We start from the raw sequence: 11,849 nt of genomic DNA on the forward strand, positions 1-11,849 counted from the left end.
ATAGAGGGTGTTTATGTCATGTTTAATCTCGAATGGTATCGTATCTTTCTGCATACGGCAAGGGCGGGTAACCTGACCAAAGCGGCGCAAGAGCTGTACATTACCCAGCCTTCCGTCAGCTATGCGATCAAGCAAATGGAGGAGGCGCTTGGCGTCGCGCTGTTTCACCGGCTGCCCAAGGGGGTGAAGCTGACCGCTGAAGGGAAGGCGCTGCTCGATTTTGTGGAGCCTTCGTTTGCGCTGCTGGATGCAGGAGAGTCGAAGCTCCACAACCTGAAGCGGCTAGCCGGAGGCGAGCTCCGGGTCGGGGCCAGCGATTCGCTGCTGAAGCATTTGCTGCTTCCTCATCTGGACTCGTTCCATGCCCAATACCCGGACATCCGCATCCGCCTCTCCCACGGGAAAACACCCGATATTGTGCAGCGCTTGAAGGAAGGCCAGATCGACTTCGGCATCGTCCATATGCCTGTGGCCGACTCGCAGATTGAAGCGGAGGCGCTAACGGTCATTCAGGATACTTTCGTTGCGGGACAGACGTACAGTAAGCTGGCTGGGCGGCCTCTGCCTGCCGACGAGCTGGGGGCGCAGCCCCTGCTGCTGCTGTCGCAAGGAAGCAGCACGCGCCGGCACGTCGAGCAGTGGTTCTCCGCCAGGGGAGTGAAGATCGAGGCGGATATCGAGCTCGGCAGCATCGACCTGCTCGTCGAATTCGCGCGCCGGGGCTTCGGCATTGCCTACGTCACCCGCTCGTTCGTAGAGGGCGAGCTAAGCTCAGGCACGCTGATCGAGCTGGAGACCGGCGACGCGCTTCCATCGCGGACGATCGGCATAGCCGTCCATCGCGAGATGCCTCTGTCGCTCGCGGCATCCCGGTTTCTCGACATGCTGAGGTCGGCGTTCCCTGGCTCTGTGAAAAGCGGAGAATAGCTTCTCCGCCTTTCAACTCTGCCGATGCATCATGGGGTGCTTCCAGCCGCCGAAGCTGCGCAGAAGGAGCTCTGAGGCCCTGACAGCCGGTTCACGGCAGCTGTCCTCCGCCATGTGCAAATAACCTCCCGGACTATACGCACGAAATACGAGCGCATGTCCCGGAGGTTAGATAAGTACATTAAAGATGAAATGTGACATATAATGTTAGGTAACAACCATGCAAAACCAATCGAGCTCTAGATTCCAGCCCACGAATCATCCAATGTGCACCAGTCCCGGACGTGCGATTCAGCATTTTGCGAAACGTTCAGTCGAACCCTGCGCATGCTCCCGTTCTGTGCTGCGGATCGATAGCGGCCAAGCGAAGATACCTAACATAGCTTCTGTCTCCAACAAGGAAGCCGATTATTCGCCCGATCTGGCCATATAACCGACGCCCGGATAAGTGACAATGAGATCCAGCGTATCGTCGATTTGCTTCAGCTTTTGGCGAATCCGCGCTATGGCGACCCGCAAATATTCGACATCGTCACGGTATTCGCTGCCCCATACATCGCTTAACAGCTGCTCGTGCGTCATCACTTTGCCTGCATTCTGGATCAGCAGGACGAACAAGTTGTACTCGGTCTCGGTAAATTTGACCTCCGTTTCGCCGAGCCACGTCCTTCGCTGCGCCAGATTCAGCCTTACCGCGCCCAGCTCGATCTCACTTGATGTGGACGAAGGAGCCGCCGTCCGGCCCTCGAACCGGCGCAGCACGGCATTGACCCGGGCGAACAGCTCGTCGAGCGAGAAGGGCTTGGTCAAATAATCGTCCGCGCCGAGATTCAAGCCCTGCACCTTATCGCTCGAGTCGCTGCGGGCGGTTAAGACGATGACCGGCACGTTCGAGAAGCTGCGCAGCCGCCGAAGCACCTCGAAGCCGTCCATGCCTGGCATCATGATATCCAGCAGCAGCAAATCGGGATCGAAGCTGTCGATCGTCTCCAGCGCTTCAGGGCCGTTGGAGCAGGCTGCCGTCTCATGGCCCAGCGATTTCAGATTGGCGGAGATGAACCGGATAATTTTGGGCTCATCGTCCACAATGAGAATTTTATGCTTCTTCATGTTCATGACCTTCCTCCCAACGAAACTTCGGTACGGAAATGATGAAGGTGCTTCCCGAACCGGGCTCGCTTTCTACGCGGATGCGGCCCCCGTGAGCCTCGATAATCCCTTTGCTTATGGCTAACCCCAGTCCCGTACCGCCGGTCTGGCGGCTGGACGATACGTCGACACGGTAAAACCGGTCGAATATTTTATCCGCATGCTCCGGTGCGATGCCGATTCCGTTATCCTGAACGCGGATATGGACGAACGAATCGTCGGATTCGGCCGAAATCCGGATGACCGGCTTGCCTTGGTTGTAGCGTATCGCATTGGTAAACAAATTGACGAGCACCTGCTCCATGCGCAGCTTATCCGCCTTTAGCAGCGGCAGTTCGCTGTCGAGCTCAAGCTCGAACTCCGCGTGCTCGGCACCGGCATGCTGGGGCAGGCGGTGGATGGCGCTCTGCACTATCGAAGCGACCCGGACAGGCTGCACGTTCACCCGCATCGCGCCGGCTTCGATCTTGGAAATATCTAGCCACTCGTCGATAAGGTCCTGAATGCGCCCTATGTCCTCATGGATACCCTCCAGCAGCTCCTTCTTGAAGGCCTCGTCCCAGACGGCGTCCGGGCGCAGCAGTGTTTCTACGCCGCCTTTAATGCTTGTAATCGGCGTTTTGAACTCGTGCGAAGCGAGCGAGATCAAATCGTTTTTCAGCGCATCGACCTCGTGCTCCTTCGTAATATCCCGCCACACGTAGCCTCTGCCGAAGCTGTGCCCGTCTCCCGAAACCTGGAAGGCGGAAACCGAGATGAACCTCTCCTTGCCGTTTTCTCCCGTAACCTTACATTTCGCGTGCAGCCGCTGTTTTCTTGTAAAAGCGGTCCACTCGTCGTCCGGCTCCGGCAGCTTCGCGGCGATTGCGCTGAACAGCGCCTCCTCCGTCATCGACAAGAGCTGCGGCATCGGAATGCCGAACTGCTCCGTCATTCTCCGGTTCGCATAGACGACATGGCGATCCGCATCGATCAGCACGATCGCATCGGACATACTCTCCAACACCGCATTCAGCGTCGCATGTTCATGCCGGATGCTGCTGAGCAGCATATCGTTTTGCAAAATGATGGCGACCGTATTGGCGAATGTAAGCAGAAACTTTCGATCATTGTCGGTCAATGTCGAATCGGAGTCTGCGTTCCCCCCTACGACGATGCTTCCGAGCGTTTGTCCTCCGGTTTGAATCGGAACTATCGCGCCGGAAATCGAATCAGAGCCTGAATCAGAGCCAGAGCCCAATGCAGATCCGTTCGGATGACTCGCTCCGTCAGGCGCCGCCGTCGCTTCCGCGTCCTTGAAGCGTCCGAGGGAAGTGGAGACGGTGAGCGGGTGCAGGCGCAAGCGGACTTCGCGGTGAATCAGTCCGCGCAAGTGAGCCATGCTGTCCTCGATAAATTCGCCGGCATTGCGGCGCGTCATGATCGGAGTCAGCAGGCCGTTCACGATTTCCAGCTCCTGATTTTTGCGCGACAGGCTTTGCGTCCGGTCGGCGACGCGGTTCTCCAGCTCGGCGTTCAGCTCGATCAGCGCGCGCTGATTTTCCCGGATTTGGCCGGCCATCCGGAAAAAGTGATCCGCGAGCATTTGCAGCTCGTACGGGGCTCCGCGGGAGGCCAGCTTCTTGTCCGGCACGCTGAAGATGCCGTCGGCAAGCTTTTGCGTATAGCCGACCAAGGCATGGATTGTACCGTTCAGCCGCTTCGCCAGCAGGTTGCCGACGACTACGGTCAGCACGAGCGTCAGCACAAGCAGAATGATTGTCGTTTGCAGCGTATCCGTAAAAGCGGCATTGGCCGCCTTGTAAGATCTTCCGACCCAGACGGTCCAGCCGAGGTCGCCGATTTTTTTGTAGGTGACGAGCTCGTCCTGGCGGTAAACGCCGGAGCGGTACTTGCCCTGGCCTTGGTCATGCGTCTTCGTATCCTGAACGACCGGCTCGCCGGACAAGTCGGTTAACGAGTCGGAAATGGCCGCCTCCGGATGATAAATCGCCCTTCCTTCCGCATCCAGAACGACCGGATAAGCGTCCGTGCCGTAATCGTACTTGGTTACGAGTCTGGCGACCTCCTGCAGGTCCAGAACCCCGACGACCAGGCCGTCCCATTGCTTTTGATCGCTGTACACGGGCACGGCGATGGCGATGGCCGGCTTGTCCGCTCCTTCAGGACCGCGGAACAAAGGCGTAATCGTCGTAGTCTCGGCCGCCTTGACGTTCTGGAAGTAGCTGCGCCCGCTCAAGTCCGTGCCGAGCAGAGGCTTCTGGCCGGCTGCAGCTTCAGGAAACTGCGCGCTGACACCGCCGCTGCGGTTCACAACGAACAGTCCGGAGAAGCCGGGCAGGTTGTTTTTGACCGACTGCAGCTTGAGCGTCATGCTCTCCCTCGTCCGAAACGGCGGACTGGATGCGCTGATCGTCGTTGCCAGCGTTTCTACGGCATTGCGGTGGTAGTACGTATACGTCTGTACGGCGTCCGCCAGCCGGTAGGTCGTCTGCATCTGCGTTTTGTTATAGTCGTTCGTAATATTTTTAATTTGGAATATTTGAATGCTGCCGAGAACGAGGATGGGAATCAAAGCCAATATGGCAAAAGTGATCGTCAAATGCAGCCGCAGCGATGGGTTATTCACGGTGTCCTCCATCTGTATCGTAAGTCATTACTCGTAGTTGTATTGTAACATAAAAAAGCTTACACCTTGTCACCTTCACGCTGATGATTTGTCCACGAAAAAACGAAATATTTATCATCAATTGTCAAATTGAGAAAAAAAATATAAAATAAATAACAACCTTACGTAAGTTAGGAGAAAAGGTGACAAACTCTACTTGGTCCAGGAGGTATTTTTCATGGTTGAATCAACATTGACCCCAGAGAATCTGAACCCGTTCCAGATCGCTCAGACACAAATCGAGAAGGCGGCTGCTTTGCTGCAATTGCCGGAGGAAGTTGTCGCGATTCTGAAGCATCCGAAACGGGTATTGTCCGTTACTTTCCCTGTCAAAATGGATAACGGTAAAGTAAGAGTGTTCGAAGGCTACCGCTCCCAGCACAATGACGCGGTGGGACCTACCAAAGGCGGCATCCGCTTCCATCCGGACGTAACGTTGGATGAAGTCAAAGCGCTGTCCATGTGGATGAGCTTCAAGTGCGGCGTTGTCGGTCTGCCTTACGGCGGCGGCAAAGGCGGAGTTATTTGCGATCCGCGCGAAATGAGCAAAGGGGAACTGGAACGCGTAAGCCGCGCCTTCATGGAAGCGATTCATGAAATCGTCGGTCCCGAAAAAGATATCCCTGCTCCGGACGTCTACACGACACCTCAAATTATGGGCTGGATGATGGATACGTACAGCCGCTTGAAAGGCTTCAATTCCCCCGGCGTTATTACGGGCAAACCGCTTATTATCGGAGGCTCCAAAGGAAGAAACGAAGCGACGGCCCGCGGCTGCGTATTCGTCATTCAAGATGCGCTTCATGACATGGGCAAATCGACGGAAGGCGCGACTGTAGCAATTCAAGGCTTCGGCAATGCCGGAAGAATCGCCGCTCGACTGCTGACCGAGCTCGGATGTAAGGTTGTTGCTGTCAGCGACTCCAAAGGCGCGATCTACGATCCGCAAGGTCTGGATCTGGCCAAAGTAGAACGCCTGAAGGACGAATCCTCGATTCAGGAATACGGCGCATCGTACAGCATCGCGGCAGAGAAAATTCTTGAGCTGGATGTTGATATCCTCGTACCGGCTGCACTGGAGAACGTAATTACGTCCGCCAATGCTGGTAACATCAAAGCGAAAATCGTGGCGGAAGCGGCTAACGGCCCAACGACTCCGGAAGCGGACGCAGTCCTGTTCAACAAAGGGATTAAAGTCATTCCTGACATTTTGGCCAATGCCGGCGGCGTAACCGTTTCTTACTTCGAATGGGTACAAAACCTGATGAACTACTACTGGAGCGAGGACGAAGTTAACGGCAAGCTGAAAATAGCTATGTCCGACGCATACCGTGAAGTGCAGTCTTTGGCAACCCGTTACCAAACCGACCTCCGTACAGCGGCATACATGATCTCTCTGGAGCGCATCACGAAAGCGATGGAAGCTCGCGGTTGGGTTTAATCGAATAACCGGACTTTTTATTTACCTTCATGCTTTATAACGGTAATGTATCATCGAGGCTGTCCCGCAAAGCTTTAATAAGCTGGCGGACAGCCTTTTTTTGTGCACAGATTTAGGAGCGGTTCCCCTGCACAAACAATTATACAACGCAAGGGAAGGCGGCTGCGAGGCATGTCGCCGGCACGGGTAGATAGGGTTCGCGCCCGGCGAACCGCTCTACCTGCCAATTTATGCATTTTATCCGGAACCGGCTTATATACTAGAGTATTCAGACCTAACGGATCATAACGTGAAGAGGTGCTGCGAATGCTTCATATTGTCGCCTGTATCAAGCAGGTACCGGATACTAAGATCATCAAGATGAACCCGAAGACGAACACGATGGATCGGGCCAGCGCCCCGGCGATTTTGAACCCCTATGACGCGCATGCCGTGGAAGAAGCCGTCCGGCTCAAGCAAAGGTACGGGGGAACGGTGTCCGTGCTGACGATGGGGCCTCCCCCTGCCGTGAAGGCGATCCGCAAATGTATCGAGATTGGAGCGGACGAGGGGTACCTGATCACCGACCGCGCTTTTGCAGGAGCGGACACGCTGGCTACCAGCTATTCGTTAACGAAGGCGCTGGAGAAAATCGGCAAAACGAAGCCGATCGATCTGGTCATTTGCGGGAAAATGACCATTGACGGTGACACGGGCCAGGTAGGGCCGGGGATCGCCCGCAGACTGGACATCCCGCCGCTGACCTCGGTCAACAAGGTGGTGGAGATCAACAAGCAGGAAGGATTCGCGGTCATTCACCGCAAGCTGGAGGACGGCCATGAGGTGATCCGGTCGACACTGCCCTGTCTGCTGTCGGTGGAGAAGGAGATTAACGAGGTTCCGTACTCGTCGATGCCGAACGTCATCCGGGCGGCCCGTTATCAGCCGCACATTTGGTCCGTCAACGAGCTGGAGGATGTGGATCGCTCCCAGTTGGGTTTGAAAGGGTCCCCGACGATCGTATCGTCGGTATGGGCGCCGCAGAAGCCGCAGGGAGGCGAAATGCTGCAGGGCTCCGCTAACGAACAGGTGGAGCGGCTGCTTGCTATTTTGCTGGAGAAACGCGAGTTTTTTCAGCCCGGAGGTGGAGCTTCCGAATGAACTTCGACGATTATCGCGGGATATGGGTGTTTGTAGAGGAAAAAGACGGAGTCATCGCGCCGGTTTCTCTGGAGCTGCTAGGCGCCGGACGAAGGCTGGCCGACAAGAGGGGAACCGAGCTTGCAGGCGTGCTGATCGGCGACCATGTGACGCAGCTCGCAGCAACAGCCTTCGAGTACGGAGCCGATACGATGTATGTATACGACGCTCCGATATTCAAGAATTATCGGACGGAGACGTTTATGAAAGCGCTCTTGGCTTGTACGGAGAAGTATAAGCCGGAAATTATACTGTACGGCGCGACCTCGACAGGCAAAGATTTGGCGAGCGCCGTAGCGACGGATTTGCCTACCGGTCTTACGGCCGATACGACGATCCTCGACGTGGAGGAGGATACGGGTCTGCTGCTGGCCAGCCGTCCGGCGTTCGGCGGGAACATTATGGCGACGATCCTGTGCAAAAAGTATCGGCCGCAAATGGCGACCGTCCGGCCGAAGGTGATGAAAGCATTGCCCCGGGAAGCGGGAAGAAGAGGGAAGATGATCGAGGAGACGATTCCGCTGCAGGAGGAGGACGTGCGTACCAAGGTGCTCGAGATCGTCCGTCAGACGACGCACAAGGTGCGCATCGACGAGGCGGACATTATCGTGGCCGGGGGCAAAGGGCTCGGCAGCGAGAGCGGGTTCCAGCTTGTCCACCAGCTGGCGCAGACACTGGGCGCGGCTGTCGGCGCGAGCCGGGACGTCGTCGAGGCGGGATGGATAGGACATCATCACCAGGTCGGGCAGACCGGAGTGACGGTGACGCCCAAAATTTATTTTGCCATCGGTATTTCCGGAGCGATTCAGCATATCGTCGGGATGCAAAACTCCGGGCTGATCATCGCCATTAACAAGGATCCGGCGGCGCCGATTTTTAGCAGCTGTCACTACGGCATTGTCGGCGATGCGTTCGAAATCGTTCCGATGCTGATCGAGCAGTTTACCAAGGCTCTGGGCAGAAAGGAAGACGCAAATGTCGGAAAAGTTTGATTGTATCGTCGTCGGTGCCGGACCTGCGGGAATCGCTTGCGCATTCGAGCTGGCCAAGGCCGGCGTCCATGTGCTGCTCTTGGAGAGAGGGGAGTATCCCGGCTCCAAGAACGTCATGGGCGGGGTCCTGTACCGAAAAATGATGGAGGACGTCATCCCCGATTTTTACAAAGAGGCGCCGATCGAACGGCCCATCGTAGAGCAGCGGTTCATGATGCTCGATAAGGAATCGGCCGTCACCTTCGGTTACAAGGGCATGGAGTGGGCGAGGGAGCCGTACAACAACTTTACCGTGCTGCGCGCGAAGTTCGACCAATGGTTCGCGCAAAAGGCGGTCGATCAGGGTGCTCTGCTCATTAACGAGACCGTGGCGCTCGAATGCATCGTCGAGGGCGACCGCGTCGTCGGCGTGCGCACGGATCGGCCCGACGGCGATCTGTATGCGGATGTCGTCGTGCTGGCGGACGGCGTGAACTCGCTGCTCGCCAAGTCGCTCGGGTTCCATAAGGAGTTCAAGCCGGATGAAGTCGCGCTGGCCACGATGGAAATCATCAAGCTCGACCGCAAAGTGATCGAGGACCGGTTCAATCTCGAGGAAGGCCAAGGCTGTACGATCGAGCTGTTCGGCGACGCGACCAAAGGCATTCTCGGCACGGGCTTTCTCTACACCAATAAAGATACGCTCAGCATAGGCGTAGGGACGTTACTATCCGGGCTCATCAAGCATAAGATAAAACCGTACGAACTGCTGGAGTACGTCAAGACGCATCCGATGGTCCGTCCGTATTTGCAGGGCGGGGAGCCGCAGGAATATTTGGCCCACCTCATTCCCGAAGGGGGCTACCATTCGATGCCGAAGGTGGTCGGCAACGGCGTTCTGGTCGTCGGCGATGCGGCGCAGCTCGTTAACGCCATTCACCGCGAAGGCTCGAACATGGCGATGACCTCCGGAAGGCTGGCGGCGGAAACGATCGTGATGGCCAAACAGGCCGGCAATTTCTCGGAGGATATGCTCGATTACTACCGGCAGCGGCTGATGGAAAGCTTCGTCGGAGAAGATTTGAAGAAGTACAAGGACGCGACGCACCATTTTGACAAGTTCCCGCAATATTTTGATCAATATATCCCGATGATGAACCGCGCGGCGAGTCAAATGTTCACCGTGGACGGCACGTCGAAGCGGGAGAAGCAGAAAAAAATATGGCAGGATATCGGCACGGTCAAACAAAAGCTGAAAATCGCCCGCGATATGTACCGGGCATGGAAGGTGATAAAGTAATGAGCGAGCAGGCGAAAGGCCAGTCTATCGAGGAAAAGCAGTATCTACTTCGCTTTAACGCGGATACAAAATCACATCTTACCGTATTGGATGCGGATACTTGTTTGACGAAATGTCCGGACAAAATATGCACTATCTTTTGCCCGGCGGAAGTGTACAAATGGGAGGATATCCGTATGCACGTCGGCTACGAGGGCTGTCATGAGTGCGGCAGCTGCCGGATCGGCTGTCCTCACCAAAATATTAAATGGGAATACCCGAAAGGTGGTCACGGAATCGTCTTTAGACTGGGGTGATCATATGTTTGAAGTCGGAGATCGGGTTATGTTCATACTGGACGGTGCGAGAGGCATCGTCATGGAAGCGGAGCAGGGCTTTTATCACATCGTCTGGGAAGACCATTTCACCAGCTGGGAGAAAGAAGAGATGCTCGAGAAAGTGAAGGACTGATTCGAATGCGCTTTCAAAAAAGTGATGCCGCATACTTGGGATACCCAGTGTGCGGTTTTTTCTCATGGAATCGGGAGAAACGGGATTATCTAAGGGGAGACGCCTTTCGGTGCCGAAGCCGTCTTCCGGTTCGCCGCCATTTGCTCCATAAGATACGAGACATAGATTTCGTCCCGGGCCAGCCAAGCGGCATACTGCCTTTTCGCCATTCGTTCCGCTTCTTCAAATGTGGCGAAACTTCCGCCCGGATTGCCGTCGACATCGATCTCCCACCCGCCGTCCGACGGAAAGACGAACAGGCTCTGTCCTTGGCGGTTTTCGTACAGCGAGCCGTACACCGAGTCCTTCTGATTGAACGAGTTGTGAACTGCGTCCGTGCGCAGCGGCTCGATCGGGAACGCTTCGGCGACATATTTCCGGTACGCCTCTTCCGTCATGGAGCAGCCGGACGCTTTGGCATGGCCTCCGCCTCCATAGCGGCCGGCTATTTCCGAGACGTCGATATGATCGTGAATCGTCCGGAAGCTGATCTTTTTCCCGCCCATGTTCAGGATGGCGATATAATCGAGGTGAGGGTGCTCCTTTCCAAGCTCGCTCCCCAGCTCCGAGTGGTACGACTCCGCATGGACAATGCCCGCATAACGATCGTCGATGGTTGCCTGCACGACCTCTCGCTTTTTTCTCCGTACGTACCGCTCGATCTTTTCTTCTTCCATATCCAAAATTTTTTCTTCAAACTCATCGAATGAGAAATGCTCGCTGTGCCGCAGCCGGTCGATCATTTTCTCCTCGAATTCCTCCATGGACACCATGTAGAACAGGTCGTTCAGCCGTTTGGCCTGAAGCTGGTTGTTCTGATCCCATTCCCACGTGTCGTACTGCCGGACCAGCTCCACGAATTCACTCAATCCGTTCGAAGGGGTCAACAAGCCGTGTTGAATCAAATAGTCGTAAAACAACGAAGTGGCCGAGCATAGCTTTCCGTCCTCTTCCTCCACCTTCACCATGCCCCAGCTGTACTGATTTAAATGAAGCGCGGATTTATGGTGATCGATCAGCCTGACTTTGCCGCCGGATTTTACAAAATCGTCCAGTCCGCGTTCGTTATCTTCATTCACCGATAAGTCGGTTATGAACAATTGCTTCTTTTTTCGCGGTTTTTCCAAAAAATGTGCGACCTGCGTGTTGAGGCCACCGACGGAATTGTAACGGATTTCCACCTTCGACCCGAAGGCGAATCTTGCCACGATGCCGCAGCCTACGCCATCCAGATCGTTATGAGTATATAGAACGTACAAAACGACAGCCCTCCCAGCCTTCTAACATTCATCATGAATGACAAACTATACCATTCCCTTTGCCGTTCGGCTTTATTCCGTGTTAGGGACCCATCAACAACCCGACGGCTCGAGCGAGAGCAGGGGCAAGTCTTGCCGGAGTTTGTTGCTAATGTTCGGATTTTGGTCGTATTATTAATGGAATTGAGGAGCAATGAGCAGGAATGATGGACTAAATACGAATAAATCAGTATAGAACCCTTGACATGAGTAGGGAATTGGGTTACCATTCTAGATGGCAATTAAATAAGACATACCAAGTAGCTGTTCGTATATCTTCGGCGATACGGGTCGGAGGTCTCTACAAGGAACCGATAATTCCTGACTACGAGTGGGCGGGTTTCCCGCAACCATTCGGTAGCTGGAATTTTTTTTGTGCCCGTCCAACAAGGAAACGCCATTTCTTTCAAGCGGAGGGACTAACAGG

General features: G+C 55.2%; 10 protein-coding genes and 1 riboswitch. Of the genes, 7 read left to right on the forward strand and 3 right to left on the reverse strand.

Annotated features, from left to right (window positions below):
• Nucleotides 1-18: 18 nt before the first annotated feature.
• Complete coding sequence (locus tag DVH26_RS00760) at nt 19-927, forward strand: LysR family transcriptional regulator (RefSeq protein ID WP_239635620.1); 909 nt, start codon at nt 19-21, stop codon at nt 925-927.
• A 408-nt stretch (nt 928-1,335) separates the two neighbouring features.
• Here DVH26_RS00760 and DVH26_RS00765 read toward each other — a convergent pair whose 3' ends face one another.
• Both DVH26_RS00765 and DVH26_RS00770 read right to left on the reverse strand, forming a co-directional pair.
• Nucleotides 1,336-2,043: a response regulator transcription factor gene (locus DVH26_RS00765; protein ID WP_239630703.1), complete on the reverse strand. Its 708-nt coding sequence runs from the start codon at nt 2,041-2,043 to the stop codon at nt 1,336-1,338.
• Entirely contained in the window at nt 2,024-4,705 is a 2,682-nt protein-coding gene (locus DVH26_RS00770) for an ATP-binding protein (RefSeq protein WP_239630704.1), read from the reverse strand. The genes DVH26_RS00765 and DVH26_RS00770 overlap by 20 nt, the downstream gene beginning before the upstream one ends.
• 217 nt (nt 4,706-4,922) lie before the next feature.
• On the opposite strand from DVH26_RS00770, the gene DVH26_RS00775 reads away from it, so the two are divergent.
• The 6 genes from DVH26_RS00775 to DVH26_RS00800 all read left to right on the forward strand — a co-directional run bounded on the left by DVH26_RS00775 (nt 4,923) and on the right by DVH26_RS00800 (nt 10,085).
• Entirely contained in the window at nt 4,923-6,185 is a 1,263-nt protein-coding gene (locus tag DVH26_RS00775) for a Glu/Leu/Phe/Val family dehydrogenase (protein WP_239630705.1), read from the forward strand.
• A gap of 306 nt (nt 6,186-6,491) precedes the next feature.
• Nucleotides 6,492-7,325, forward strand: coding sequence for an electron transfer flavoprotein subunit beta/FixA family protein (locus DVH26_RS00780; protein ID WP_239630706.1), 834 nt, complete (start codon nt 6,492-6,494; stop codon nt 7,323-7,325).
• Nucleotides 7,322-8,356 carry an electron transfer flavoprotein subunit alpha/FixB family protein gene (locus DVH26_RS00785; RefSeq protein WP_239630707.1) on the forward strand — a complete coding sequence of 345 codons (1,035 nt, stop codon included), beginning with the start codon at nt 7,322-7,324 and terminating at the stop codon, nt 8,354-8,356. Before DVH26_RS00780 ends, DVH26_RS00785 begins: the two co-directional genes overlap by 4 nt.
• A complete protein-coding gene (locus tag DVH26_RS00790; protein WP_239630708.1) occupies nt 8,340-9,635 on the forward strand; it encodes an FAD-dependent oxidoreductase in 1,296 nt (431 codons plus the stop codon). The genes DVH26_RS00785 and DVH26_RS00790 overlap by 17 nt, the downstream gene beginning before the upstream one ends.
• Nucleotides 9,635-9,931 carry a ferredoxin family protein gene (locus tag DVH26_RS00795; protein WP_379459186.1) on the forward strand — a complete coding sequence of 99 codons (297 nt, stop codon included), beginning with the start codon at nt 9,635-9,637 and terminating at the stop codon, nt 9,929-9,931. Before DVH26_RS00790 ends, DVH26_RS00795 begins: the two co-directional genes overlap by 1 nt.
• A gap of 4 nt (nt 9,932-9,935) precedes the next feature.
• The gene (locus DVH26_RS00800; protein ID WP_239630710.1) at nt 9,936-10,085 is read left to right on the forward strand and encodes a hypothetical protein; all 150 of its coding nucleotides are present in this window, start codon (nt 9,936-9,938) and stop codon (nt 10,083-10,085) included.
• 89 nt (nt 10,086-10,174) lie between these two features.
• Here DVH26_RS00800 and DVH26_RS00805 read toward each other — a convergent pair whose 3' ends face one another.
• On the reverse strand, nt 10,175-11,383 hold the full coding sequence (locus DVH26_RS00805; RefSeq protein WP_239630711.1) for a DHH family phosphoesterase: 1,209 nt from the start codon (nt 11,381-11,383) through the stop codon (nt 10,175-10,177).
• A 287-nt stretch (nt 11,384-11,670) separates the two neighbouring features.
• Nucleotides 11,671-11,770: riboswitch (purine riboswitch) on the forward strand.
• Nucleotides 11,771-11,849: the final 79 nt, after the last annotated feature.

The organism is Paenibacillus sp. H1-7, from assembly GCF_022354825.1.
Lineage (GTDB): Bacteria > Bacillota > Bacilli > Paenibacillales > NBRC-103111 > Paenibacillus_S.